Source organism: Microbulbifer sp. SAOS-129_SWC (genome assembly GCF_039696035.1).
Classification (GTDB): Bacteria; Pseudomonadota; Gammaproteobacteria; order Pseudomonadales; family Cellvibrionaceae; genus Microbulbifer.
Genome location: NZ_CP155567.1, coordinates 2141695 through 2167720, shown reverse-complemented (window position 1 = coordinate 2167720; position 26026 = coordinate 2141695). Strand labels below are relative to the sequence as shown.

Here is a 26026-nt window from a genome sequence, read left to right as displayed (position 1 = left end):
CAACACAGAGATCCTATTTAGTGAGAAAATAATGGAAATAGAAGCGTATAATTTAATTCGAATGATGATTGTTGCCATCTCCGGATTATCCATTTTTTTTGGATATAGGCTTTTTACCATTGTCACCGAAAGGCAAGGTCAACTAAAGATTGCACAACAGGAAACCTCTCTCGAACTTAGCGATATCGGCCCCGGTGTTTTCTTTTCGCTATTCGGATCAATTGTGCTTATTGCTGTTCTATGGACTCAGCCTTATAAACAGACCGATAAAAAAACAAACAAAAATGGTGAAACCATATCAGAGCGCTACCCGGCGATGGTTTCCGACACCCAAGAAGAGTCGAGTAAGATATTCCAGTTTGATTATGATTTAGTATGTGTAGATAGTGATAGTATTGAAAAATTTTCTGAAGGCGTGGCACTATTAGATACATTGTCTCAGAAAAAAGTATCCGATCCGTATGGAAAGTTGAGCGAAGAGATAAAAAAGGCCATTCAGAATATTTTCTTGAGCTCATTCGGAGATGGGTATAAAGAGATCGAAAAAGACGTAAATCTTAACGTCGAAGCATATAATTTGATTGGTTCTTATTTGACACTACTTTCTCTGAAAAACCCGTGCTGAGGGTGTTCAAAATTCCGCGTCAGCCAGATAACCTCATGTGTTTTTCCAAGCACTCCGGGAAGTGGATCGTCAGCTGTGGCAATAAATGGGGTCACCCATTAGCCGGTCCCCGTCAACTGGACGATGGCTGCTCTAGGCTATCGCCCATCACCTGACAATCGTGTCCGTCCGTGCGCCTGAAATTTCTATTTTAGAAGCTTCTTCAATGGAAGTGCTTCAGTCACCCATCTGGATCTAGGCCTATAGAGGGACTGCACACTCAGGTGTAGTCCCTCGCCCGTTGCACTCTGTGCACCAGAAAATCATCAGTTCCCGCTGCCGTCCTTATTTGATTACAGAGTCTTGGCCTCAAGGGCCACCCCTTGCATGGCTCGGCACCAGGGCACTTCTTGACAGCAATTGCTGTTAGAGGCCCCTGTCGCGATATTCAGAGTAGCTGGCTCTTTGTCCTACCCCATTTTGATCTGCGACAGGGGCGCAAATCATGCGAAAGCGCGTTTCACATCGAAAACCGTATTCTGTTTCAGCATGTGATATACCGCTCTCGCTAGCTTGTTGGCTACCGACTTCTTGGCAACCAATATATGAGTCTTGGATGTCTTGCGTTGGTAATATTTTTTAATCTCTGGGCTCCAGATCGCGCTTAGGTGGGCCGCCTCCATAAAGGCCCAGGCAAGCCAAGGGTTGCCATTCCTCTTGTTGCCAGTGCCTTTGCTCTTTCCATTGCTGATCTTCTTGCTGGGTACGCAACGAACATACGAGGAGTAATTTCTTACGTCAGGGAAACGGTCCATACTGCCGGATTCCAGCGCGATCATTTGGGACAGTATCTGACCGACACCTGGTATGCTTTGCAGTAATTTGTTTTCCGTGGTGTTGACGCAGCATCCGGAAACTCGCTGTTCGAGTAGTTTAACTGACTTATTTATCGCTTCGATTTGCATCAAATTGATCATGGCCGAGTCTCTGACGACCTGCTCGGCCATCAGTTCATCAATGGCTTTCTGGTCAAGTCTTTTCAGCTGATTGGCACTCAATCGCATGCCTGTATGACGAGCGATCATTCCTTGAAGGTTTAGGTTAAGCATAGTGCGCTGCTTGACTAGCAGAGTACGTTTTCTAAGTAAGTCTCTGATATTCCGCTGTTCCCTAGGCATGATATGGCCAGTGGGCAATATATCTAGCCTTAGAAGGTTTGCCAGAAAACGCGCATCGGATTTATCGTCTGTGTGCTTGATCCCGCTGTATTGTTGAATTTCCGCGGTATTGGCCAGCTGCACTTGGTATCCATCATCTTCTAAGCCATCTACAAGCCAATACCAGTTGTAAGTCGATTCGACAACAACTGTCTGAATATCCTCCGAGAAGGGTGCTAATTGACCAAGAATCGCTGAGATATCATTGGGACATTTTTTGCTCAAAATAAGTTTATCCCGTTCATCAATAACTACAACTACAGAATTGTTGGAGTGTAAATCGATTCCGCAATATAGTTTCATCGTTCGGCTCCCCTGTGAGTGGCAGATCAAGTGTGGAAACTCGATGTTGGCACTTATGGTGGGAGCCGGCTAGATGATTATCAGATCAACTTTTTGGCATGCATCTTCACGGCTACATAGACGGAAAAATGTTGATCCGACCTCAATTATTCTAAATTTTAATTGATATATTTAAAGGTTGCATATCTACCCAAGACAATCGCAAGAGCAACGTATACGGCATCCCAAATTCACATTAAAAGCAACATTATGCGAATCAAATCAATGAAGAACGTTATATTCCTATTGTGTTTTTTATCAACAAGTGTCTTAGCATGCGGAATGGAGCCGAAAGAGAAAGAGTTTCAGCCTTTTGTAGATATCAAGCCAGATTCTACCAGCGACCTGGATGTGACAGTATTCTTTCCAGCTGAAGTAGATGGGGCCAAAGTATCAAGCACCACGATCTACATGAAGGATGGCGACAAAGTAAATTTTGCCATTTATTCAGACTTTATACTGGCAAAAAACTTCAAAAGCTTTAAGAAATTTAAGGGAGCGGCATTAATAAATTTTGGTATGATTGAGAATTACTTTATCAATACTCGCCTAACTGTGATGTATAGCTATCCGCCATCAGAGGACGGCATAGTTTTGACTTGCGGGCCCGTCAGGCAATATAAACTGAGCGAACTGCCAAGGAAGTCCGTGTAACGAGTAATGTTAGATAGTTTTAAATTCTACGCCGAACATATAACTTTGAGTATTCTATCAAAAATCGGATCAGAGTAATATTTAGACACCGGAATCAAACAGAGAAATTAAAACCAAAATATTAGGGCGTACAGCCACTCTCACAGCAAACATCGGAAGTTCACATGAAACGAGTCACCGGCATCGGCGGTATCTTCTTCAAGGCAAAGGATGCACCCGCACTACAGGCCTGGTACAAGCGTCATCTCGGCATCGATGTCCAGGCATGGGGTGGTACCGCATTCCCCTGGGGAGACCCGGATGGCAAGCCGGCAGGCGGCACAACGGTATGGTCAGTTAGTCCAGAGACTGGCGACCAGTTTGCGCCAAGCCAATCCCCGTTTATGATCAACTACCGGGTTGACGACCTTTACGCCCTGGTCGCGGCACTCAAGGCCGAGGGCTGCGATGTCCTCGACAATATCGATGACTCCGAGCACGGCAAGTTTGCCTGGGTGATCGATCCGGAGGGGAACAAGGTGGAATTGTGGGAGCCGCCCGCGGGCCAGTGAAATACGGTCACGCTCTGCGTGGTTGAATCCAGTCAGAGTAAAATTTGCTTATGAAAAGAAGAAAACACTCGTCATCTGATATTTATGCAGAAATCAGCTCCAACCTCGTAAGCTGTTGGATAACCGCTTTTTTAATGGGGTTCCTGTTTCTCGGCTCCCTGGGCTCGACTTTATTGGGCGGCATAGGTTATGACACCCTGCTGCTTGTGTTTTCCGGCCTGATTCTGACCCAGGCGATACGCGGCATTGTAAAACTGCGGAGCCTGAGGCAGCAATTACGCGCGGCGCCAGACTCGGTACGCATGTCGGACGTTCTCGCGGCCCCGAGTTTCAGGGGAATCTATGCCTTTGTCAGGTAGCAGTCGAACAGCGTGATCATATGCAAATCGAGTGGCTGGTTGCAGTATTTGCAATCCTTCCCATGTTTCCCCTGGTAATTCCATGGGGTAGAGCTTTTCTCCGCGTATCGATTTTTGCCTGGTTTTTCCTGTGGGCGAGCATGTTTTACGTCCTGGAGACACAACAAACAGGCAATACAGACAGGGTCTTTGGGCCGGAAGTACTAGTCGGCATTTCAATCCTGGTGTTATCGCTCTCCGTTTTGGCGCGGGTGCTACTCAGGTTGGGGGCCAGGCTTATATTGCGGCCGAGTAACAAGTAACTCGCGCGGGGCGGCATACTTTCTGCACTTTAGCTCGGAGGTCTACGCCCCCTTTTTTTCGCGCATCAAGCATGCCGCCCCGCTTGTTAGCCGCACAGCCTCAACCCAGATCACCACCCGCCACCGGCAACACACTGCCGGTAATGTAGCTGGCATCATCGGAAGCCAGAAACAGGATCGCTGCGGGCTGCTCGTCCAGGGTAATGCAGCGGTGCGCTCCAACTCCGAGACCGGCCTGCCATCGGGCCCGGCGGCATCACAACCTGCCGGAGAGCTCCCGAATCTCCCGATTGAGGATACGGTCGTTATCGCTGTAGTCCACCGGCACATCGATCAGGTGTACCCCGCCCTGCTTACAGCACTTGTCGATCAGCGGCTTCAGCTCCGCAGTCGCACCGACACGATGGCCGTGGGCGCCGTAGGATTCGGTATAGGCAACGAAATCCGGATTGCCGAAATCCAGACCAAAATCGCCGAATTCCATCTGCTTCTGTTTCCACTTGATCATGCCGTAACCGTCGTCGCGCAACAGCAGGATCACCAGGTCCAGTTTCAGGCGCACCGCGGTTTCCAGCTCCTGGGAATTCATCATGAAGCCCCCATCGCCGCAGATCGCCATCACCTTGCGTTCCGGGTACACCAGTTTGGCCGCCATCGCCGATGGCAGGCCGGCACCCATTGTGGCCAGGGCATTGTCCAGCAGTACTGAGTTGGGTGAGCGCGCGGCATAGTTACGCGCAAACCAGATCTTGTACATACCGTTGTCCAGCGCGAGGATGCCGTCTTCGGGCATGACATCGCGCACTTCCTTGACCAGATGCTGCGGGCGTATCGGGAAACTGTCGTCAACGGCACCGTCGTGAATGTGCTTCTGCAGTGCATCGCGGATGCGCTGCACATCGTCAAAGTTCCAGTGTCCCTGCGGCTCAAGGCGCTCCTTGAGCTGCCACAGGCTGTTGGCGATGTCGCCCACCACCTCGATCTGCGGGAAATAGACCGGGTCCACCTGGGCGGCATTGAAGTTGATATGCACCACTTCCGCGCCGCCGGGGCGCATAAAGAAGGGGGGCTTTTCCACCACGTCGTGGCCGACATTAATGATCAGGTCGGCCTGGTCGATGGCGCGGTGCACGAAATCGTGATCAGACAGGGCCGTATTGCCGACAAAGTGCGGGCCGGTTTCGTCGATGACCCCCTTGCCCATCTGCGTGGTGACGGTGGGTATCCCGAGCTTATCCACGAACTCGCGTAACATATTCGACGTGAGCTTGCGGTTGGCCCCGGCCCCGATCAGCAGTAGCGGCCGGCGCGCCGCGGTAATGGCTTGCGCCGCGCGGTGAATCGCTTTTTCCTCGGCGATCGGCCGGCGGGTATAGCTGGGCTCCAGCACCGGCATGGTCGAACGCTCCTGGGCGATATCCTCCGGCAGCTCCAGGTGCGTGGCACCGGGGCGCTCCTCCTCCGCCTGGCGGAAGGCCTCGCGCACGAGTGCCGGTACGCTGTCGCCGCTGACGATCGTTTTGGTGAACTTGGTCAGCGGCTGCATCATGTCGACGACATCGATGATCTGGAACTGACCCTGCTTGGAGGTCTTGATGGGTTTCTGCCCGGTGACCATCACCATCGGCATGGCGCCCAGCTGCGCGTAGGCGGCGGCGGTCACCAGGTTGGTCGCACCCGGCCCCAGCGTCGACAGACTGACGCCGGAATTGCCGGTGAGGCGCCCGTAGGTAGCCGCCATGAAGCCGGCGGCCTGCTCGTGACGCGTAATGACCAGCTTGATTTTCGAGCCCCGCAGGGACTCGAGCAGATCCAGGTTCTCCTCCCCCGGGATTGCGAATACGTATTCAACCCCTTCCGCTTCCAGTGCGCGCACGAACAAATCAGACGCTTTCATTGGCAGGTGCTCCTTTGCGTGTGTTGCTGTCGGTCATCCCGACCACAGGTATACCATTGGCGCGGTGCGGATGCGAACAGCACTACTCTAGCCCCTGTGAATAGTCAGTTTGGCGGAGCGCCGGATTGCCAGGCAGTTGACGGCGCCGAATGGGCCTAGTCGGCTGTGTGACAACACTGCCGTCATAATGAGGGCGGCCTATCTCCTAAGTGACGAGGCTCTCAAGCGCACAATGAAGGGAAATTAAGCGCCAAAATTCTGGTCTTCCCCCATTCACAACCCATTCGAACTCAATTTTCCAAAATGAACCTGATTGTATTGCTCTTTAAAATTTGGGCTGACTGGAAATTTGAATAGCTTGGATTTTCAACTCGATAAGTCACCTCATAGCTACCATCCCGCCTCAGGTCGTAGTAATTCCCCAGTACCACCTCACAGGAAACTTCTTTGCCGGGGTCGATTTTTATAAAGTTCTTCTCCGTCGCCTTACCTACGTCGAAGAAATCAACCATACCTCCATATGAGACATCATATTTTTTATTGTCAATCAAGCGTTCAACAGAAAATATATCATCAAACAAAACACCCTCATCACACAGGTTATATTCATATAAATAAAATGGCTCTCCTCCATTGTTCGTGAAAGCGAGCCTCACAATTAAATCACTCCGATTGAATCTAGACGATTTAATGCTGACCTCAGGTGTCATATTGCCTTCCGAAAAAGCTTTAGATGAAATTAGAGTCGCCGTTGAAAAACAAAAAAACAGGCCAATAATTCCGGCAAACGTCTGAAACACTTGATCACCCCAAATCTTTAATCCGCACTCAAAAGGAAAAAAGTAGAAACAGTCTTTAGAAACCAATAAGGAATTCCGCTAGAACTGAAAACCGCGCACCTTCTCCTTGATCGCATCGTGCGCCGCTTCCTGTTCGTGCAGCAGCTTCCGCCGCAGCATGGCCGCTTCGAAGCGCTGTTTCTGCACCACGGTTTCCGGTTTCAGCGGCGGCACCGGGGTCGGCTTGCCGTCATCATCCAGCGCCACCATGGTGAAATAGCAGCTGTTGGTGTGGCGCACCACCCGCTTGCGGATATCTTCGGTGACCACTTTGATGCCCACTTCCATTGATGTGTTGCCGGTGTAGTTGACCGAAGCCATAAACGTCACCAGCTCGCCGACATTGATCGGCTGGCGGAATTGCACCCGGTCGACGGACAGCGTGACCACATAGGAGCCGGCATAGCGGCTGGCGCAGGCGAAAGCGACCTTGTCCAGATACGACAGCAGTTCACCGCCGTGAACCTTGCCGGTGAAATTGACCATGTCCGGGGTCATCAGCACACTCATGCTGAGCTGGTGTTCGCGGGACTCTTCCATCAATTCTGTCCTTAATCGGCCGGCAAGCGTGCGTCCGGGCCAATACTTCTGGGTTAACGTTGGTCGCGGTTATTCGATACGGGTGTCTTCGCTGGCGCGCTCCAGTTGCTGGAGCCGCCCCTGCAGCGCCGCCTTTTCCTGCAGCAGCTGCCGGTTTTCCGCGCTTATGGTGCCGAGTTTTTCCTCGGTTGTCTGCAGCGCAGACTGCACCCTGTGCGCCGCGTCGCGCTGCAGCTCGGACTCCCGTTCAAAGGCCGCGTTGCTGGCGCGCAGCGCAGATGCGGTTTCCCGCAGATTGCCGGCCAGGTCAGTCTGCTGTTGCAACGATTCCTGCTGCTCCGCGCAGCGCTGCTCCAGCGCGCGAATCTCGGCGCGGTGGCCGGAAGCGGCTTCCAGCTGGCGCTGCTGTTCGGACTCCAGTTTGGCGCAATCGTTGCGCAGCTGTTCGATAGCGCTTTCGCGCTGCTCGATTTTGCGCTGCGCCGCGGCCAGCTGCTCACTCAGGCCGGCGGCCTGGTGCCGCAACTGTTCGCTGGCCAGCCGGTGCTGATCGCGCTCCTGCTGGCGGTCTTCGGCGGTGCGCTGCTGGAAATGCTCGAAGTGCGCACGGATATCGCGATTTTCCTGCCGGGCTTCTTCCAGCGCGGATTTCAGCTCGGCAACGCGACCGGCACCCTCCTCGCGCTGCACTTCACTCTTGGCCAGTGCCGCGCGCATTTCCTGTAAATCACGCTGCAGATTGCGGTTTTCCTCCGTGGAGTTCTGCAACTTCTGCTCCAGGTCTTCCAGGCTGGCGGTACGCTCGGACAAGACATTGCGCAGGTGCGCCATTTCACTGTCATGCCTGTCTGCGGTCGCGTCGAATTCGCGCTGCGCGGCGTCAATCTTGCCTTCCGCCTCCTGCTGCACTTGCCGGTGCAGTGCTTTCAGTGCCTCGACCAGATCCGCCGGCAGGCCGCCGGTATCCGCCACCGATTCGCCGGTGTCGGCGCGCCAGCGCTTGAGCAGCGGCGCGATGGTGCTTTTGCTGCCGGTACCGAGTTCCGCGCGCACGCGGTCCACCGTCGGCTCCTCACCGCGTTGCTTGATGGCCTCTGCGGCCTGGGAAATATCGAAGTAAGTGACACCGGTGCGCGCCATGGATTTGCGGAGCTCCCTGCAGATTGTTTTCGCTATTTTTTAGTAACGTATTACGTGATACATAATATAACATTATTTTCCATTTTTAATACAACGCTTGCCTCCCATTTTCTAACCCTCGATAATGAATATTATCGTTAGTTATATTTTCAAACTTTCCGTGCAACGGTTACGGCCACGGTACAGAAGCTGCTATTACCCGGTTATTTATTTATGGATAAAGACGACCCCACTCCCGCGGCCGCACCAGCCATCGCGACAAGCAGCCGGACCCCACAAGCAGCAGACCCAGCGCGATTGCAGCAGTACCTGCGCGCCGCCACTTCCGACAACACCCGCAAGGCCTACCAGTCCGCCATCCGCCAGTTCGAAAAATGGGGCGGGCGCCTGCCCTGCGACAGCCAGGCCATCGTCCGCTACCTGCTGGAGCGCGCCGAGGCGATCAATCCACGCACGCTGGATTTACACCTGACCGCGATTGGCCAGTGGCACCGCGTACAGGGCTTCACCAATCCGGTACAGACACCACTGGTGGAGAAAACCATGCACGGCATCCGCCGGCTGCACGGGCGCCCGAAACAGAAAGCCAGGGCCCTGCGGCTCGAGCACATCGCCACCATGGCCCAGCATCTGCGCCAACTGCCCGACACCCACAAAAGCCGCCGCGACCAGGCCCTGCTACTGGTCGGCTTCTTCGGCGCCTTCCGGCGCAGTGAGCTGGTGGCAATCCGGGTTGAAGACCTGGCGTGGGAAGACGAGGGCTTACTGATCCGGCTGCCGCGTACCAAGGTCGACCAGACCGGCGAAGGCTCTGTGCGCGCCCTGCCCTACGGCGACCGCCGCGTATGCGCGGCCACGGCGCTGCGCCGGTGGCTGGAAGAAGCCGGTATCGGCACGGGCCCGGTGTTCCGGCCGGTAAACCGCTGGGACCAGGTGCAGGCGACACCGCTGCGCCCCGGGGCGATCAACCAGCTGCTGAAACAGCTGGGGGAGGACTGCCAGTTCGACTTTGTCGCCGAGCTCAGCAGCCACAGCTTCCGCCGCGGCCTGTCCACGTCGGCGGCGCGGGAGAAAGTGGATTTCGAGCTGATCAAGAAGCAGGGGGGCTGGAAGAGCGATGCCACCGTGTGGGGCTACATCGAGGAGGGTCAGCGCTTCAGTGACAATGCCACTGTGGTTCTGATGGAGAAGATGGCCAAACTCACGCGCTGAGTATCCCATCCAATAGCGCTTCCGGCGCCACAAAAGTTGGCGCCTTATTTACGCTTTTGGGTCCGCCGAGCACTTGCATTTTTTCGCCAGTCGGCAAAATTTACCCCCCGAAATCTGCGGGCTGAGCCTTAGTGAAATTTTGTCGTCAAACTCATGCAGTTGACTGGCGAATCTGTGTTTCTTGTACTTCGCCTCCGGTAGTATCCCCGCTCGCTTTACCGGGGGGACCAGACCATGACCACGACACAGAAACTCTATAACGCCGTAGAATTTTTCAGCGCCGAAGCGCCCTACCTGGAACAGTTCAAAAGAGTGTTTCGGGAAGCACTGGTGGCACACGGCGCTCCAATCATCAACGCGCAACGGATGACCCGTCTCGCCACAGACGCCCTGCAGAACTTTTCCGGCTACGACTACCACCTGCGCATGGCAGAGCTTATCGCCTGCGACCGCGAGTTCGAGCGCGCGATCGATGGTAATTTCGAAGCCTTTCACGCCGTGCACAAGTACATGTCTTACTACCTGGAACTGCCGGCGATGCCGGAGCTGCGCGTCGCGAACTGACTATTGCCGTCACAACCCGATGCCGCTATTGCTGGCCCTGCCCGGCAGCGTAGCTGGTCATCAGGTTGCGGTAGGCGGGAATATGGTTGGACAAGAGTTCGGCCAGCCCTTCGACGTCGTTGCGCCAGTCCCGGTGCAGCTCGCAGGCAACCCCGAACCAGGTCATCAGCTGCGCGCCGGCCGCGGACATGCGGGCCCAGGCGGCATCGCGGGTCAGCGCATTGAAGGTGCCGGACGCGTCGGTGACCACAAACACCTCGAAACCCTGCGCCAGGGCGGACAGCGCCGGAAACGCCACACAGACCTCGGTGACCACGCCCGCGATAAGCAGCTGGCGGCAGCCGGTCTCCCGCACCGCCTTGACGAAATCCTCGTTGTCCCACGCATTGATCTGGCCGGGCCGGGCGATATAGGGGGCGTCGGCAAACAGGGCCTTCAGTTCCGGCACCAGGGGTCCGTTGGGGCCCTGCTCGAAACTGGTCGTCAACACGGTGGGTAATTTAAAGTATCTGGCCAGATCGGCCAGCGCCAGGACATTGTTCTTGAACTGGTCCGGATGAATATCCTGCACCAGGGACAACAGCCCGGACTGGTGATCGACGAGCAGTAATGCCACCTCGTCTTTGTCGAGGCGCGCGTATTCTTGGCTCATGGCGGTTCTCCCGCGGCTAGGCACTCGGGCGCCCGTGGGCGCCGGCTGCACCGGTACCCGCTACGATAGCCTCAAGCCCGGCGTCTCCAAAACCGGCTTCGCTGCGCGGCGCTACGGCGGGAACGGAATAAACTCCTCCTCGTCGCCGGGCACCTTGGGGAAAGCGCCCGACTTCCACTCTCGCACGGCGAGATCGATACGCTCGGCCCGACTGGAGACGAAGTTCCAGACGATACAGCGGGGCTCGATTTTCTCACCGCCGATAATCGCAATACGACTCTGCTCGCGCGCTTCCAGCACGATGCCGGGTTCCGGTGAGAACACCGCCAGGGTGTATGGGGGGATCTCCGTGTCGAGCGCCTGCAATCTGCCGGAGGCGACATAAACCCCGAGCTCTTCGGCCTGAGGCAGCTCGATGGTCTGGCCTGGCGCCAGCTGCGCCTCGACATACAGGGTGTCGGCAAAGGTCTTGACCGGCGAGGTATGGCCGTAAGCCGAGCCCATCATCACGCGCAGCGGCACACCATCCAGCTCCAGCGCCGGAATCTCCGCGGCCGGATAGTGGTGGAATTCCGGCTCCATCTCCTCGTCCGCCACCGGCAGCGCCAGCCACAACTGCAGGCCGTGCGCGCGGTGGTCGACGCTGCGCACCTCGGGCCGCTCGCGCTCGGAGTGCACGATCCCCCGCCCGGCCACCATCAGGTTGATATCGCCCGGACGGATGGCCTGCTCACTGCCGAGGGAATCCCGGTGCAGTATCTCGCCCTCGAACAGGTAGGTGACAGTGGCGATACCGATATGCGGATGGGGGCGCACATCGATCCCCTGCCCCGCGGGAAACTCCGCAGGCCCCATATGATCAAAAAAGACCCAGGGGCCGATCCGGTGCTGTTCGCGACTCGGCAGCGCGCGCCGCACGGAGAATCCGCCCAGCGCTTTTTCCTGCGGCTCGACAAGGAGTTTTAGGGCACCACAGCCGTCGACAAAGTCGCACGGCAGCTCGGTTTCGTTACTGAGATTACTCACGGTTCTCTCCAGGGCTCGGTTTACGACTTCATTTACACAGTGGGCTCTGCTTTCAGCCCCGCATCATACTGGCGCAGTGCCGCTGGGGGCAGGCCACAGGGTCGGGAGGCTTCACTATAGCCTGCCCCGCACCGCTCACCGACGCCAGAAAAGCTTAAAATTTTCGGCGCGAAAAGCTACAGTAGCGCCTGGCAGCGCCACCCCCGGCAACCGCCGGGTGCCAGAGCTGCCGGCAATTAGCTTCTAAGCTTTTAACAACCCTCCCGACTGAGTGATGGCGGGATACTCTACTGCAGGATCGTAGATGCTCGAGCATTACCTCGATAACAAACTCGTTCGCACCGCAATCGTTGTCGTGACCATCACGCTACTGCGACTGCTGCTGTCTTTCCTGTTTTCCCGCACCCGCTGGCCCAAGCCTGACAAGCGGCGGCGCATCAACACGGTACACAACCTCTCCAACCTGTTTCTGCTGGTGGGTATTGTTGCCATCTGGGTCTCGGAATTACACGATTTTGCCCTGTCCATCGCCGCGTTTTCCGTCGCCATCGTCATTTCCCTGCGCGAAGTGGTGCAGTGCCTGGTCGGGGGGATTTACCAGGCCAGCATGCGCGCCTTTGTGGTGGGCGACTGGATCAAGATTGGCGACCAGTTCGGCGAGGTGATCGACAGCGACTGGATGAGTACAACGCTGCTGGAGATTGATCCGCATGGGCTCGGCAGCGGCTATACCGGTATTACGCTGTACATTCCTAACAGCGTCTTCTTCACCAAGCCGGTGAAGAACCTCAATTTTATGCGCCGCTATATCGAGCACACCTTCTCCATCACCCGGGAAAACCGCGGCGGCAACCCCTTTGCCGCGAAGCAGTTTATCGAGGAGCGCGTGCGCGAATACTGCGAGCCGTTCAAGGAAGTGGCCGCGCGTTACTGCAGTATGATCGAGCACCGCACCGGGGTGGAATTGGCGGGCACCGACCCGAAGGTGAGTTTCACCACCAATGAGTTGGGCCACGACGTGGTGACCATCACCCTGTTCTGCCCGCGCGAAGACGCCCACGAAATTGAACAGCGGGCCACCGAGGATTTCTACAACTTCTGGTACAGCGGCCCGAAAGCGGACACGGAGCCTGCAACGCCGGGCGCCTAGCCGCGCTCGCCGCCGCTGCCGGCCGCCTGGCAGATCGTTTCCATTTCCTCGCGGATGATTTCCGCCAGGCGCAGCGCGCCGGGCCCCGGTGACTCGCGATCGGCGAAAATCAGGTACATCTGCACATAGCGCTCGCTGCCGCCACGCAGTGGCAGCGGCTTAAGCAACCCCTCCGCCAGCTCCTGGCGAACCTTCTCTTCCGGCAGCCAGGCAAAGCCGTAACCGCGGCAGGCGGCGCCGATGGACGTGGCCATATTGGTCACCGTCCAGCGCTGTGCCACCTCCACCGTCGTTGTGCGCCGGTTGCGTTGCGAACTCGAATCCCGCACCACCAGATGGCGATAGTTGCGCAGGTCGCGGATGGTGACCTCCCGACCGAGTTGGTGCAGCGGGTGATCCGGATGCGCGACGGGGATGATGCGCACCTGTCGCGGAAGCGGTTCACCGATAAAGCCCGAGGGGATATGCGGCGAGATCGCCAGTTCCACCTGCCCGTTGCGCAGCGCTTCCGGTGCACCGCCGATCACGGTTTCGAACAGCTCGACCCGGGTCTGCGGGCTCTCTTCGCCGAAGCGGTTCAGGCAATCGAGCAGGAGCCAGGTGGGAAACAGCACTTCCACGGCGATCCCGATCTCCGCTTCCCAGCCGGCCGAAGCCTTGCGCGCCGCCCGCTCGAGGCCGGCGGCATCCTCCAGCAGCAGACGGGCGCGGGAATACAGCATTTGCCCCGCGGGCGTCAGCACCGCCCTGCGCCCCTCGATGGTAAAGACCTTCATGCCCAGCACCGACTCCAGCTTCTGGATCGCGTAACTGACCGACGACTGACTCTTGTGCAAGCGCTCGGCGGCCTGGGCATAGCCCCCCACCTCCACCACTGCCACCAGGCAGCGCCATTGATCCAGGCTGATGCGGGTCGGCAGCGCGCTGTTGTCCTGCTTGTCTTGATTCATAATCGAATAATCCGATGGGTATAGCAGTATTTTTGCGCTTATTAATCAATTTTACCAATGTTTTAATGCCGCCATCGCAAATCGGAATCCTATTGGAGGCACCCAATGTCGAGCACCAACAAACATCTTCTCAAGATCCAGACCAGCCTGTTCCAGAGCGGCGGCCAGTCGTCACAGCTGACCGACCAGTTCGCCGAGCAGTGGCAGGCCGCCAATCCGGGCAGCACGGCGACCACACGCGACTTGGCGGCCCAACCGGTGCCGCACCTGACCCTGGACCGCTTCCAGGCGTTCACCACCGAAGCCGACCAGCGCACAGCGGAACAACAGGCTGTGGCCGACTACTCCGATGGCCTGATTGAGGAAATCCGCCGCGCCGACGTACTGGTACTGGGCGTGCCGATGTACAACTTCAGCGTGCCCTCGAGCCTGCACGCCTACTTCGACCATGTGGCCCGCGCCGGCGTGACCTTCGAGTACACCCCCGAGGGACCGAAGGGTCTGCTGACCGGCAAGAAAGCCTACGTGGTCATCACCCGCGGCGGCTTTTACGGCGAGGACCATGCGCAGACCAATTTCATTCGCCAGTTCCTCGGCTTTATCGGTATCAGCGATGTGGAGTTTATCCATGCCGAGGGTCTCGCAGTCGGCGAAGAGGCCAAGAATGACAGTCTTAACAGCGCCCGCGAGCGTATCGCCAAGCTGGCCTGATCGAATACCCCCGTTCCTCGTCAGGAACCATCCCTTGGGGCGCGGCTTACGCGCCCCTTTTTTTGGCACCTGAAACCATGGGCCCAACTGGGAGTCAAAGAAGTCGATGAACACACAAACCATGCCCACAGTATTTATCGGCCACGGCAGCCCCCTGAACGCGCTGGAAGAAAATCGCTATACCCGCGCGTGGCGCCAACTGGCGGAATCGCTGCCACGGCCCCGCGCCATTCTCGCGATTTCGGCGCACTGGTATACCCGGGGTACGCTGATCACTGGCGGGACACAGCAACGCACCATTCACGATTTCCACGGTTTCCCACCGGCGCTCTATGAATGCCAATATCCGGCCGCGGGATCGCCGCAGCTCGCACAGCAAATCCGCGAACAGTTGAGCCCCTTCGATGTTCAGGTCAGCGAAGACTGGGGACTCGATCACGGTACCTGGTCGATACTGTTGAAGATGTACCCGGAGGCAGACATTCCAGTGCTGCAACTGAGTATCGACGCCACCCGCTACGGGGAATACCACTACCAGCTGGGCCAGAAACTGCGCGCGTTGCGGGATCAGGGTGTACTGATACTGGGCAGCGGTAACGTCGTACACAACCTGGGGCTGATGCGCTGGGATCAGGACACGCCGCCCTACCCTTGGGCACAGAACTTCGAGCGCTGGATACGCGATGCGCTGACGCGCGGTGACCACGACAACCTCGTGCATTTTGAACACGCAGGCGGCGACGCGCGCCTTTCCGTACCGACGCCCGAGCACTTTCTGCCGCTGCTCTATATTGCCGGTGCCAGTGATAGTGCAGACAAGGTCTCATTTCCGATCGAGGGCATTGAGCTCGGCAGCATCAGCATGCTCTCGGTATTCTACGGACAGTAACGTCTTCACTCCGCCATAGCGCCATTTCCCTACGCAAGCCTAGAACCGTTCGGTCAGGAACTGTGCAGGGTTGGGGCCGCCATTGAGCCGCAAATAGCTACACTGAAACGAGAAGAGATATGCGCCATCCGCCGATGGGGCAACACGCCGTTGGGTAAACATTCTATCCATTGCCGGTGAACCTCTCGACTCTGAACAGGAGCTTGGTAATGAACCGCAAACTGTCTTCAGCTTCCCTCGCGCTGGCCCTGGGTACCGCCGTGGCCATAGCCTCTATTCCCACCAGTGCCGGGGATAATGACAAGGAAAATAAAGAGAAATGCTACGGCGTCGCCCTGAAGGGCCAAAATGATTGCAAGTCCGCTCACGGCAGCAACTGTGCGGGCACTGCCATTAGAGACTTCCAGGGCGATGCCTGGAAGTACGTCCCGGCCGGCACCTGTAAAAAGACCCGCTCCCTCACATCGCCGACCGGATATGGCCAACTGGAGCCGTTTGAGGAAAACAATACGCCGGCCGATGAATCCCCTTAACGGGGACTGAGCGCTTGTGGCAGAGCACCGTCGCGATCGCAAACGACATGCTGCCGCAGTGCGCCCGGCAGAAGTTCGTACAGGAGCAACCGGGATTGGATTAATGCGGGAGCGCTGCCCACATGCGTTGTGACCTTTCTCCCGGCGCTCGGACGCCAGGGGCCGTCGCCCAACCAGCCAGGCAGCCTGCAACGCTGCCCCCGCGCCCCGGCCTCGGCCTCAAACCGCAACACTTTGACGAAATTCTGCAGCGGAAGCCCGACCTGGGTTTTTTCGAGATCCATGCGGAAAACTATTTCGTCGCTGGCGGTCCGTTCCATCATTTCCTGAGCCGAATTCGCGAGCATTACGCGCTCTCGATACACGGTGTGGGACTGTCAATCGGCGGGGAGTCGCCCCCGGACCCGACCCACCTGCGGGCACTCCGGACCCTGCTGAAGCGTTACCAGCCGGCGGCTTTTTCCGAGCATCTCGCCTGGTCGAGCCACGGCGGTGTATTCCTGAACGACCTGTTACCACTGCCGTACACCAGGGACACGCTCGCACGGGTATGCGAACACATCGACCAGGTGCAGACCTGCCTCGGCCGCCAGATGCTGCTGGAGAACCCGGCCACCTATGTGGAATTTCAGCAGTCGAGTTACGGGGAAGCGGATTTTATTGGCGAAGTGGTCGCGCGCAGTGGCTGTGGCCTGTTGCTCGATGTGAACAATGCCTATGTTTCCTGCACCAACCACGGCCGCAGCGCCGAACAGTATATCGCCGCCCTGCCCCTGCACGCCGTGGCCGAACTGCACCTCGCCGGATTCTCGCGCGACGCGGACAGCACCGGCGCGCCGCTGTTAATTGACAGCCACGGATCGCGGGTGGATCCGGCGGTCTGGGCGCTCTACCGCACCACAATCGAGCGAATCGGGCCCAGCCCGACACTGATTGAATGGGACCACCACCTGCCCCCACTCTCCACACTGCTCGCAGAGGCAGACCTGGTACAGGGCTGTTTGGCCCAGGCGCAGGTGCAGACGCGGGCAACGAACGATGACTGACGAAGCCCGCTGGGCCGACGCACTCCTGTCGACGGAAGTCTCGCTACCCACGGGCCTGAAGACCTGGAACAACTCCGACCCGGCAACCCGCTTTGCGGTCTACCGCAACAACGTGCTTGCGTCGCTGGTGAATGTCCTCGAAGAGACCTTTCCAGTCACCCGGCAACTGGTCGGTGCGGCGTTTTTCCGCACCATGGCGATCGCGTTTGTGCGCGGCAATCCGCCTAATGCCGCCGTGCTCGCCGATTACGGCGCTGCCTTACCCGGATTTGTCGCCACCTATCCCCACGCCCGGGCACTGCCCTATCTCGCCGACATGACCCGCCTGGAACTGGCCTATCTGCACGCCTACCACGCTGCGGATGCGCAGGCGATTAGCGCGGAAAAAATCACCGGGCTGCTGGCCAGTGCCGATGCCGCCGCCCGGGCCCGTTTCCAGCTGCACCCATCGCTGGGCACTCTGGTCAGCCAGCATCCCATTGTTTCACTGTGGGCGGCACATCAGCACCATAGTGCACCGCGAGAGGCGCTCAGCGAAATCGATATGCGGGCGGCGGAATGCTGCTGGCTGTTGCGCCGCGACCTGCAGGTAGGCCTTATCCGGATGAGCGCTGGCGATTGCATTTTCGTGCAACAACTGCGTGAAAACCGCTCGCTGCAGGAATCGGCGAACTGCGCGCTGGCTGCGGATCCAGACTTCGATGTTGCGGCCTGCCTGGCGGTAATGTTGCGCGAGGGGGCAATAATAGCGGCCGGATAGATTGGCGGACAACGGCAGCGCTTGCGCTGCGCCCGCATGTAAACGTGCTGGACGCGATCACGGTCCATTCATCGCCCCCCGCCCGATCCTTCTGTTTCCCGAAGGTGATACCGCCATTCCCGTCACTACCGGCATCAGGGACGCCCCGCGCCGGGAATGCGGAATCCACCGCTGCAAGACAGGCGGGTTTTTGTTTCTTGCGCCCTTTTCCCCCGTCCGATTGACTCCACTTTGAAGTCTCGCTATACCGGTAGCAATTCCGCGTACGAGGCTGTGGTGCTGACGCGTGTTTGCGTTGCAGCCGCCCATGAACAACAACTGAAACGACAGCACAAACGATCGCGGGCACTAAAGCCGCATCACATAAGAATTCAATCCATTCGGAGAGCGCGCCCCGGCGCGAATCGCCGATTTGACGGCAAGCCAGAATATAACCATGACAACCAAGAACTTGCGTTTCCGGAAGCCCCTCAGGCCATGGACTTCCTGCCTGCCACTGTCATTTACCTTACTTTCCGCACTCTCGATACTTTTCGCGAGCCACAGCGCTGTTGCGCAGCTGATGCAAAGTGATGCCCCCACCGCGGACGAACAGATGGCCCAGGCGGAGCAGCGCGCGGCGGAGGGCGACCTCGTCGCGATGTACTCTCTCGGTTACCTGTACTCGGAGGAAGGCAAATCGGAAGAGTCGGTCGCCCGCGGTCTCGATTATCTGCAGCGCGCTGCACGAGCGGGTGTTGTCGCGGCCCAGTATTTATTGGGCTTGAAGTATCTGCACGGCCGACAATTACCACGAGATGAGCGAAAAGCCGTGAAGTGGCTGGCCGCCGCAGCAAATCAGGGCAGCGCGCGCGCATTGCTGGTGCTGTCGAACCTGTACGGACGCGGTACCGGCGTCGAGCGCGACCTATCGACCGCCAAGCGCCTGGCCCAGCGCGCCGCTGAACTCGGCGAGCCAATGGCGCTGCAAATGGTCGGGCTGCAACTGATTTCCGGCGTCAACCTGCCCGAGGACCGGGAGCGCGGCATTGACTACCTGAAGAAGGCATTTCGCAGAGGCAACGCGGAAGCCGCCTACTATCTGGGACGGGAATATCTTTACGGTTCACATCTGGAGCGCAGCCCGCAAAATGCGCTGCACTGGTTTGAGCAGGCCGCGAAGCAGAAGCACCCGTTGGCCAGGTTATGGCTCGGCGAGCTGTACCGCCGCGGTATTGGTACGGAGGTGGATGTGGAACGCGGCCTCGCCCTGCAAAACGAAACGCTGGCTGACGCGCGGCCGGACATTGTCAACAACTTTGCCTGGGAGCTCGCCGTCAACCGCCGCGCCGAATTGCGCGACCCGGCGCTCGCCCTGAAAGTCGCGGAACCGGTTCAGGCACTGCGCAATTCTTACGCCCAGCTGGACACGCTCGCCGCCGTGTACGCGGCCAACGCACGCTACGATGACGCCATCGCCTTTCAGCTGCGCGCGATCGAGAAACTTCCAACCGACAGCGGGCTCGCGGACAACTTTCGCGCCCGGCTCAACCTGTATAAAAATCACGAGCCCTATATCGAATGAACATTCCCGGTTCCGCTACCCAGGTTCTTTATCGCGCTCTGCGACGCCTACTGTTGCCGCTGTTGATACTGGCGGGTACTCCGGTGTCTGCCGCCGCGGAAACGCACGCGACAATTGAGGATCTGCTGAACAGCTACTATCAGTTCCCCGCTGATGCCGTGCCCGCCAACGCCGAACTCAAACGCAGTTTTAGCCGCGGTGTGGCGGCCATCGACGACATTGTCCGCGCACATCCCGCCGACGTGAAATTACTGATTCGCCAGTGTGACTATATCCAGGATTTCCTCTACCTGTACGAATACGCCGACGAGCTCGACTTCGCCCAGGACGCGGCCCGCGACTGCGAAAACACGCTGAAGCAGCGCTTTCCCGACCACCCGGAGGTCAACCTGCGGGAACTGGGCTCGCTCTACGGCGAGACGCTGCGCAAACGCGCCGAGCAACTGCAAAAGTCTGTCAACGACGTGTCGTGGACGCCGGTGCAGAAGGCGCGCCTCTACGCGGTGCTGTCTTCCTCTTACCGGGATGACAAGCCGCATCTCAGCATCCACTATGGCTACCAGGCGCTCGAACAGGATGAAACCGCGGATGTGAGAATCGACCTCGCGCGCGTACACCTCGATCTCGGCCAGCGGCACAAAGCCGCGCAGGTACTGGCGCCGGTGGCGGCACATCTCGAGAACCGCCAGCCATATGAATTCATCCAACTGCTGCACCTGCTGGTGCAATCCGACAGCGGCCAGCAGCAGATACGGCGGGCGTACGACAAACTCAAATCGCTGGACAACTATCCGCACCTGTCCGCCGCCCGCGATCTTGCCACCGCAGGCCTGGACACGCTGGCGGCGCAAGAGTTTGAGCTGAGTAAAACGGCGCACCCGGGCAACGGCCTGTTCTCTTTTCAGCGTTTCCAGTTTGCCTACCAGTATGGCGATCGCGATCAGGCACTCGCCGCTTACAACCAGCTCCGCGACCGCGGCTGGCGCAGCGACCCGCTGGCCTCCAATCGACTATTGCTGATGGTGCAGCACCCCACCCTGCCCTGGCGCCTGCGGGATCTGGTCGGTATCGCCGGCCTGCTGCTGGCCATAGGCGCGATTGCCGCACTCGCCTGGGTTCCCGTGTCGGTGGTGCACTATCGCGGACTGCTGCTGTTCCAGCGTGGCAAGGCACTGCGAGACAACCATTCGTGGCAATTGAAGCACGCCTGGTTTGCACTCTTCGCACTCGGAACGCTGTTGTTGCTCGAGGGATTGCTGACGACTCCGCTGAACTTCGGCAGTGATGGGCTGGTAGCCAGTGGCGCCGGCGCATACAGCGGCCGCGAAATAGCCAACCTCCTCATTGCAGATGGCTTCCTGACTCTGCTGATCATGCTGCCGCTGGCATACCGCGCCAAGTTTTTTCAGCGCGACTGGCTGTCACCGGCGTGGCCCGCCTGGCGCGCTGTCACCGCGGGCATACTCGTGGCGCTGGCCTTTCGCCTACCGGCCATTGTCGCCTGGCTGACCCTGCCAAATCTGGCCACCGAGCTGGAGCAGAACAGCGTTTATGCCGAGATGATTCTGAAACTCGACCAGCACTATGGCTGGCTGGCCGTGGTGTGGCTTTTTGTGCTGGTGGCACCGGTCGCGGAAGAATTAATTTTTCGCGGCGTGGTGCTGGCGAGCTTCTGCCGCCACGTCGGTTTTTTCTGGGCCAACCTGATCCAGGCCGGCCTCTTTTGCGCTGCCCATGCGCCGCTGCCAGCGATGCAACTGCTCATTATTTTCGGCCTCGGCGCCAGCGCCGGCGCACTGGCACGGAAATCCGGTGGCCTGCTGGCGCCGATGGTCATGCACGGGTTGTTCAACAGTATTCTTGTTCTCTACCTGATTCAGTGAGTCCCGCATACGGCGACCAGGGAGCGGCCGCCAGGCAAATAAAAAGGGCCCCGCAGGGCCCTTTTTATTTGCACGTTATTCGCGCTGATCTCAGTCGACTTCCGCCGCTTCCAGCTGAGCCGGCGCCCAGTCGCGCGGGCTCTCGCTTGAGCCGGTATCGCGGCGACGGCCAAAGAGCCGCTGCACCACAACAAAGAACAGCGGAATAAAGAAGATCCCCAGCGCGGTGCCGATCACCATACCGCCCAGCACCCCGGTACCGATGGCGCGCTGCGCACCGGAGCCAGCGCCGGTAGCGATAGCCAGCGGCAGTACACCGAGACCGAACGCCAGCGAGGTCATCAGGATCGGGCGCAGGCGGTCGCGCACCGCGCGCATGGTCGCCTCGACCAGTTCCAGGCCGTCCTTCAGGTACTGCAGCGCAAACTCGACGATCATGATCGCGTTCTTGCTCGCCAGGCCGACTGTAGTGAGCATCGCCACCTGGAAGTAGATATCCCGTTCCATGCCGCGCAGGCTGCTGGCCAGCACCACGCCGAGAATACCCAGCGGCGCCATCATCAGTACCGCGGTGGGCACGGTCCAGCTCTCGTAGAGGGCCGCCAGACACAGGAACACCACCAACAGCGACAGGGTATACAGCAGCGGGGTCTGCGAGCCGGCACCCCGCTCCTGGAACGAAAGCCCGGTCCATTCCATGCCGATACCGTCGGGCAGGGTTTTCACCAGGCGCTCCACTTCCGCCATGGCTTCACCGGAGCTCACGCCCGGCGCCGCCTGGCCGTTGACCTGCATCGCCGGTACGCCGTTGTAGCGCTCCAGGCGCGGCGAACCGTACTTCCAGTGGAACTGCGCAAACGCGGACATGGGCACCATCTCGCCCTTGTTGTTGCGCACAGACCATTTCTGGAAATCTTCCGGCACCATGCGGAAAGGTGCATCCGCCTGCATATACACACGCTTGACGCGGCCGCGGTCGATAAAGTCGTCCACGTACTGGCCACCCCAGGCGGCGCTCAGGGTCGCGTTGATGCTGGCGATCGACAGCCCCAGGGACGCCGCCTTGGCGTTATCGATATCGACGCTGAACTGCGGCGTATCCTCCTGGCCATTGGGGCGCACATTCGACAGCAGCGGGTCCTTGCCCGCGGCACCGAGGAACTGGTTGCGCGCCGCCAGCAGAGCCTCGTGGCCCAGGTTGGCATTATCTTTCAGGTAGAAGGTGAAGCCACCGGAAGTACCCAGCTCCGGCAGTGCCGGCGGCGAGAAGGCGTAGGCGATCGCGTCCTTGATCTGGCTCAGCGCGCCCATCCCGCGCATCGCCACAGCACCGGCGCCCTCGGTCTTCTCGTCGCGCTTATCCCAGTCCTTCAGTTTTACAAAGGCGATACCGTTGTTCTGGCCACTACCGGCAAAACTGAAGCCCTGTACCGAGAATACGGATTCCACCGCCGCCTTCTCGTGATCGAGGAAATAGTCTTCCACTTTCTCGATCGACTTCATGGTGCGCTCCTGAGTCGCCCCCACCGGGGCCTGCACCATCGAGAAGAGCACACCCTGGTCCTCTTCCGGCAGGAAGGAGCTGGGCACACGCATAAACAGGAACACCATCACCGCCGACAGCGCCAAGAAGATCGCCATAAAGCGGCCGCTGCGCGCGAGGATACCGCGCACACCGCGCTGGTAGGAGTTGGTGCCGCGCTCGAAATTGCGGTTGAACCAGCCAAAAAATCCGCGCGTGCCGTGGTGCTCGCCCTTTTTCAGCGGTTTCAGCAGCGTGGCACAGAGCGCCGGGGTAAGCACGATTGCGACCAGCACCGACAGCGCCATGGCAGACACGATGGTGGCGGAGAACTGCCGGTAGATCACCCCGGTGGAACCGCTCATAAAGGCCATCGGCACGAATACCGCCGACAGCACCACACCGATCCCCACCAGGGCGCCGGTGATCTGCTTCATCGATTTCTGCGTGGCTTCCTTGGGTGGCAGGCCCTCGTCGCGCATCACCCGCTCGACGTTTTCCACTACCACGATGGCGTCATCCACCAGCAGGCCGATCGCCAGCACCATCGCGAACATCGTCAGCATGTTGATGGAGAAGCCCAGCGCCGAGAGAATGCCGAGGGTGCCGAGCAGCACCACCGGCACGGCAATGGTCGGAATCAGCGTTGCGCGGATATTCTGCAAGAACAGCAGAATCACCAGGAACACCAGCACCACCGCTTCGATCAGCGTGTGGATCACACCCTCGATCGATACCTGCACGAACGGCGTGGTGTCGAACGGCACCACGAACTTCAACCCTTGCGGGAAGAAGGGTTGCATTTCCTTCAGTTTGGCCTTGACCGCCTCGGCTGTTTGCAGCGCGTTGGCACCGGTGGCCAGACTGATCGCAATGCCGGTGGCCGGCTGGCGATTGTAGCGGGAGATAAAGCCGTAGCTCTCCGCTCCCAGCTCCACCCGCGCCACGTCGCCGAGGCGCAGGACCGAGCCGTCGGGGTTGGCGCGCAACACGATATGGCGGAACTGCTCCGGCGTCTGCAGGCGATCCTGCGCGGTGATAGCCGCGTTCAGCTGCTGGCCGGGTACCGCCGGCGTGCCGCCGAGTGCACCCACGGCGACCTGTGCGTTCTGCGCTTTGACCGCCGCCGCCACATCGCTGGGCGTCAGCTTGTACGTCTCGAGCTTGTTCGGGTCCAGCCAGATCCGCATCGCGTATTTGGAGCCGAATACCTGCAGGCTACCGACACCCGGCACCCGGCTGATCGGGTCAACCAGGGTCGAGTTGATGTAGTCGGCGATATCGTTACGGTTCATGCTGCCGTCGGTGGACACAAAGCCGGCCACCATCAGGAAGCCGCTGCGCGACTTGCTGACGTTGACACCCTGGCGCTGCACCTCCTGCGGCAACAGCGGCATGGCCAGCTGCAGTTTGTTCTGCACCTGCACCTGGGCGGTGTCGGGATCGGTACCGTTGGCAAAGGTCAGGTTGATAGACGCACTGCCATTGGACTGACTGGTGGCAGACATATACAGCAGGCCGTCGAGGCCCTTCATGCTCTGCTCGATGATCTGCGTCACCGAGTTCTCCACCACTTTGGCGGAGGCACCGGGATAGTTGGCAGAAATACTCACCGCCGGCGGCGCGATATTCGGATAGCGCTCCACCGCCAGCTGGCTGACCGCCAGACCGCCGCCGAGCATCACGATAATGGCGATAACGCAGGCGAAGATCGGCCGATTGATAAAGAAAGATGCCATTGCCGAACCCCCTTACGATTCGCCGCCGGCCGGCGCTTTGAGTTCAGACTGGGCAGAATCATCCGTCTTCTTGGCACCACCGGCGCTCAGCTCGGCGGCCGCCGCGGCGGCATCCGGTTTGGCTTCGGTGGCCTGTACCGGCACACCCGGGCGGATTTTCTGCAGGCCGGCCACAATCACCTTGTCGCCGGCGCTGAGGCCGCTGTCCACCAGCCATTTGTTGCCGATCGTCTGGCTGACCTGAACCGGGCGCTGGGCAACCTTGCCGTCGCTGCCGACCACCATTGCGAAGGTGTTGCCCTTGGGATCGCGAGAGATACCTTCCTGCGGTACCAGGATGCCGTTTTCGCGCACACCGCGACCCACCACCGCACGTACGTACATGCCGGGCAGCAGCAGCTGGTCGGGGTTGGGCACCACAATTCGCAGCAGCACGCTGCCGGTGGACGGATCCACACTGGCCTCGGAGAACTGCAGCTTACCGGTTTGGCTGTAGGTGCTGCCGTCTTCCAGCTTGATGGACACCGGCAGGTTATCCGCCGCCTCCACGGTGCCCGCCGCCAGGGCCTTGCGCAGGCTCAGCAGTTCGGTCGTGGACTGCGTCACGTCGACGTAGATCGGATCCAGCTGCTGCACGGTGGCCAGCGCCGCCGACTGGTTGGCGGTCACCAGCGCGCCCTGGGTCACCGACGACTTGCCAATGCGGCCGCCGATCGGCGCGCTGATCCGGGCGTAGTTGAGCTCGATGCGCTTGCGCTCCAGCGCCGCCTTGGCCGAGGCCAGCGCGGCTTCGGCACGCGCCAGAGTCGCCTCGGCGTTGTCGTTGTCCTGTTTGCTCACCGCTCCGGTGTCCGCCAGGTCGCCGATACGTGTGGCATTCAGGCGCGCCACCTTCAACTCGGCCGCGGCACTCTGCACACTGGCCCTGGCGCTATCGAAGTCGGCGCGGTAGGTGGCGTCGTCCAGCTGGTACAGGGGCGCACCGGCTTTCACCAGCCCACCCTCGCGGAACAGCTGTTCCTTGACGATACCGTTCACCTGCGGCCGCACCTCCGCGACTTTATACGGATTGGTACGCCCGGGCAGTTCGCGGGTCAGGGTCACCGGCTCGGCCTTGAGCGTGACCACGGTAACCGCGGGCGCCGGGCGCTGCGGCGCGGCCTGCTTTTCGCCACAGGCGGCGAGCAGGGTTGAGGTGGCAAGTAAGCCTGCGAGCAACGTCTTCTTGAACATGGAATCCTCGAATTCGGCGGTGCCGTCCGGGCGCCGCCGCTCTGAACAAAAACAGACTGTCAGGTCAGTCATAAACGATTACATAGAATGGTCGCATTTTATGTACATGCACGAATAATTAGCAACTATTTATTCATGCATGAATAT

General features: G+C 59.0%; 25 protein-coding genes and 1 pseudogene. 14 read left to right on the top strand and 12 right to left on the bottom strand.

All coding sequences use genetic code 11. From position 1 onward, the window contains the following. Positions 1 to 31: 31 nt before the first annotated feature. The gene (locus ABDK11_RS09430) at positions 32 to 625 is read left to right on the top strand and encodes a hypothetical protein (RefSeq protein ID WP_346840036.1); all 594 of its coding nucleotides are present in this window, start codon (positions 32 to 34) and stop codon (positions 623 to 625) included. A gap of 482 nt (positions 626 to 1107) precedes the next feature. Here the strand turns inward: ABDK11_RS09430 and ABDK11_RS09425 are convergent, their stop codons facing one another. Further along, on the bottom strand, positions 1108 to 2124 hold the full coding sequence (locus tag ABDK11_RS09425; RefSeq protein ID WP_346840035.1) for an IS110 family transposase: 1017 nt from the start codon (positions 2122 to 2124) through the stop codon (positions 1108 to 1110). A 321-nt stretch (positions 2125 to 2445) separates the two neighbouring features. Here ABDK11_RS09425 and ABDK11_RS09420 point away from each other — a divergent pair, with 321 nt between their 5' ends. The 3 genes from ABDK11_RS09420 (at position 2446) to ABDK11_RS09410 (ending at position 3727) form a co-directional block, all read left to right on the top strand. Further along, positions 2446 to 2817 carry a hypothetical protein gene (locus ABDK11_RS09420; RefSeq protein ID WP_346840034.1) on the top strand — a complete coding sequence of 124 codons (372 nt, stop codon included), beginning with the start codon at positions 2446 to 2448 and terminating at the stop codon, positions 2815 to 2817. 164 nt (positions 2818 to 2981) lie between these two features. Beyond that, a complete protein-coding gene (locus tag ABDK11_RS09415) occupies positions 2982 to 3368 on the top strand; it encodes a VOC family protein (protein ID WP_346840033.1) in 387 nt (128 codons plus the stop codon). Between the two features lie 50 nt (positions 3369 to 3418). Further along, entirely contained in the window at positions 3419 to 3727 is a 309-nt protein-coding gene (locus ABDK11_RS09410; RefSeq protein ID WP_346840032.1) for a hypothetical protein, read from the top strand. 402 nt (positions 3728 to 4129) lie between these two features. Here ABDK11_RS09410 and ABDK11_RS09405 read toward each other — a convergent pair. The 5 genes and pseudogenes from ABDK11_RS09405 to ABDK11_RS09385 all read right to left on the bottom strand — a co-directional run. Further along, positions 4130 to 4231 (bottom strand): annotated as a pseudogene (locus ABDK11_RS09405) (1,6-dihydroxycyclohexa-2,4-diene-1-carboxylate dehydrogenase); the annotation flags it as partial. A gap of 54 nt (positions 4232 to 4285) precedes the next feature. Further along, complete coding sequence (locus ABDK11_RS09400; protein WP_346840031.1) at positions 4286 to 5926, bottom strand: acetolactate synthase large subunit; 1641 nt, start codon at positions 5924 to 5926, stop codon at positions 4286 to 4288. Positions 5927 to 6216: 290 nt separating this feature from the next. Next, positions 6217 to 6726 carry a hypothetical protein gene (locus tag ABDK11_RS09395; protein WP_346840030.1) on the bottom strand — a complete coding sequence of 170 codons (510 nt, stop codon included), beginning with the start codon at positions 6724 to 6726 and terminating at the stop codon, positions 6217 to 6219. Positions 6727 to 6804: 78 nt separating this feature from the next. After that, positions 6805 to 7305: an acyl-CoA thioesterase gene (locus ABDK11_RS09390; protein WP_346840029.1), complete on the bottom strand. Its 501-nt coding sequence runs from the start codon at positions 7303 to 7305 to the stop codon at positions 6805 to 6807. Between the two features lie 69 nt (positions 7306 to 7374). Continuing rightward, positions 7375 to 8445 carry a DNA-binding protein gene (locus ABDK11_RS09385; protein ID WP_346840028.1) on the bottom strand — a complete coding sequence of 357 codons (1071 nt, stop codon included), beginning with the start codon at positions 8443 to 8445 and terminating at the stop codon, positions 7375 to 7377. Between the two features lie 297 nt (positions 8446 to 8742). On the opposite strand from ABDK11_RS09385, the gene ABDK11_RS09380 reads away from it, so the two are divergent. Both ABDK11_RS09380 and ABDK11_RS09375 read left to right on the top strand, forming a co-directional pair. Then, positions 8743 to 9657, top strand: coding sequence for a site-specific integrase (locus tag ABDK11_RS09380; RefSeq protein ID WP_346840027.1), 915 nt, complete (start codon positions 8743 to 8745; stop codon positions 9655 to 9657). 234 nt (positions 9658 to 9891) lie between these two features. Beyond that, on the top strand, positions 9892 to 10221 hold the full coding sequence (locus tag ABDK11_RS09375) for a hypothetical protein (protein ID WP_346840026.1): 330 nt from the start codon (positions 9892 to 9894) through the stop codon (positions 10219 to 10221). Between the two features lie 25 nt (positions 10222 to 10246). On the opposite strand, the gene ycaC is transcribed toward ABDK11_RS09375, so the two are convergent. Both ycaC and ABDK11_RS09365 read right to left on the bottom strand, forming a co-directional pair. Continuing rightward, a complete protein-coding gene (gene ycaC / locus ABDK11_RS09370) occupies positions 10247 to 10873 on the bottom strand; it encodes an isochorismate family cysteine hydrolase YcaC (protein ID WP_346840025.1) in 627 nt (208 codons plus the stop codon). A gap of 111 nt (positions 10874 to 10984) precedes the next feature. Beyond that, a complete protein-coding gene (locus ABDK11_RS09365; RefSeq protein ID WP_346840024.1) occupies positions 10985 to 11899 on the bottom strand; it encodes a pirin family protein in 915 nt (304 codons plus the stop codon). 304 nt (positions 11900 to 12203) lie between these two features. Between ABDK11_RS09365 and ABDK11_RS09360 the strand changes: the two genes are divergently transcribed. After that, the gene (locus ABDK11_RS09360; protein ID WP_346840023.1) at positions 12204 to 13049 is read left to right on the top strand and encodes a mechanosensitive ion channel family protein; all 846 of its coding nucleotides are present in this window, start codon (positions 12204 to 12206) and stop codon (positions 13047 to 13049) included. Here the strand turns inward: ABDK11_RS09360 and ABDK11_RS09355 are convergent. Beyond that, positions 13046 to 13999 (bottom strand): LysR family transcriptional regulator, encoded by a 954-nt coding sequence (locus ABDK11_RS09355; protein ID WP_346840022.1) that lies wholly within the window; start codon positions 13997 to 13999, stop codon positions 13046 to 13048. The genes ABDK11_RS09360 and ABDK11_RS09355 overlap by 4 nt on opposite strands. Before the next feature lie 105 nt (positions 14000 to 14104). On the opposite strand from ABDK11_RS09355, the gene ABDK11_RS09350 reads away from it, so the two are divergent. The 3 genes from ABDK11_RS09350 to ABDK11_RS09340 all read left to right on the top strand — a co-directional run bounded on the left by ABDK11_RS09350 (position 14105) and on the right by ABDK11_RS09340 (position 16132). Beyond that, positions 14105 to 14710, top strand: a complete 606-nt coding sequence (locus tag ABDK11_RS09350; RefSeq protein ID WP_346840021.1) for an FMN-dependent NADH-azoreductase — start codon at positions 14105 to 14107, stop codon at positions 14708 to 14710. Positions 14711 to 14816: 106 nt separating this feature from the next. After that, complete coding sequence (gene ygiD, locus ABDK11_RS09345; protein ID WP_346840020.1) at positions 14817 to 15599, top strand: 4,5-DOPA dioxygenase extradiol; 783 nt, start codon at positions 14817 to 14819, stop codon at positions 15597 to 15599. Positions 15600 to 15808: 209 nt separating this feature from the next. Further along, a complete protein-coding gene (locus tag ABDK11_RS09340) occupies positions 15809 to 16132 on the top strand; it encodes a DUF2282 domain-containing protein (protein ID WP_346840019.1) in 324 nt (107 codons plus the stop codon). Here the strand turns inward: ABDK11_RS09340 and ABDK11_RS09335 are convergent. Continuing rightward, positions 16129 to 16479 carry a hypothetical protein gene (locus ABDK11_RS09335; protein ID WP_346840229.1) on the bottom strand — a complete coding sequence of 117 codons (351 nt, stop codon included), beginning with the start codon at positions 16477 to 16479 and terminating at the stop codon, positions 16129 to 16131. The genes ABDK11_RS09340 and ABDK11_RS09335 overlap by 4 nt on opposite strands. On the opposite strand from ABDK11_RS09335, the gene ABDK11_RS09330 reads away from it, so the two are divergent. The 4 genes from ABDK11_RS09330 (at position 16375) to ABDK11_RS09315 (ending at position 21385) form a co-directional block, all read left to right on the top strand. Next, entirely contained in the window at positions 16375 to 17178 is an 804-nt protein-coding gene (locus ABDK11_RS09330) for a DUF692 domain-containing protein (RefSeq protein WP_346840191.1), read from the top strand. The two genes, ABDK11_RS09335 and ABDK11_RS09330, sit on opposite strands and share 105 nt — an antisense overlap. Next, positions 17171 to 17938, top strand: a complete 768-nt coding sequence (locus tag ABDK11_RS09325; RefSeq protein ID WP_346840018.1) for a DNA-binding domain-containing protein — start codon at positions 17171 to 17173, stop codon at positions 17936 to 17938. The genes ABDK11_RS09330 and ABDK11_RS09325 overlap by 8 nt, the downstream gene beginning before the upstream one ends. Before the next feature lie 595 nt (positions 17939 to 18533). After that, positions 18534 to 19502, top strand: a complete 969-nt coding sequence (locus tag ABDK11_RS09320; protein WP_346840017.1) for a tetratricopeptide repeat protein — start codon at positions 18534 to 18536, stop codon at positions 19500 to 19502. Next, positions 19499 to 21385, top strand: a complete 1887-nt coding sequence (locus ABDK11_RS09315; RefSeq protein ID WP_346840016.1) for a type II CAAX endopeptidase family protein — start codon at positions 19499 to 19501, stop codon at positions 21383 to 21385. The genes ABDK11_RS09320 and ABDK11_RS09315 overlap by 4 nt, the downstream gene beginning before the upstream one ends. A gap of 90 nt (positions 21386 to 21475) precedes the next feature. Here ABDK11_RS09315 and ABDK11_RS09310 read toward each other — a convergent pair whose 3' ends face one another. Both ABDK11_RS09310 and ABDK11_RS09305 read right to left on the bottom strand, forming a co-directional pair. After that, a complete protein-coding gene (locus ABDK11_RS09310) occupies positions 21476 to 24646 on the bottom strand; it encodes an efflux RND transporter permease subunit (protein WP_346840015.1) in 3171 nt (1056 codons plus the stop codon). A gap of 12 nt (positions 24647 to 24658) precedes the next feature. After that, complete coding sequence (locus ABDK11_RS09305) at positions 24659 to 25951, bottom strand: efflux RND transporter periplasmic adaptor subunit (RefSeq protein WP_346840014.1); 1293 nt, start codon at positions 25949 to 25951, stop codon at positions 24659 to 24661. Positions 25952 to 26026 lie beyond the last annotated feature (75 nt).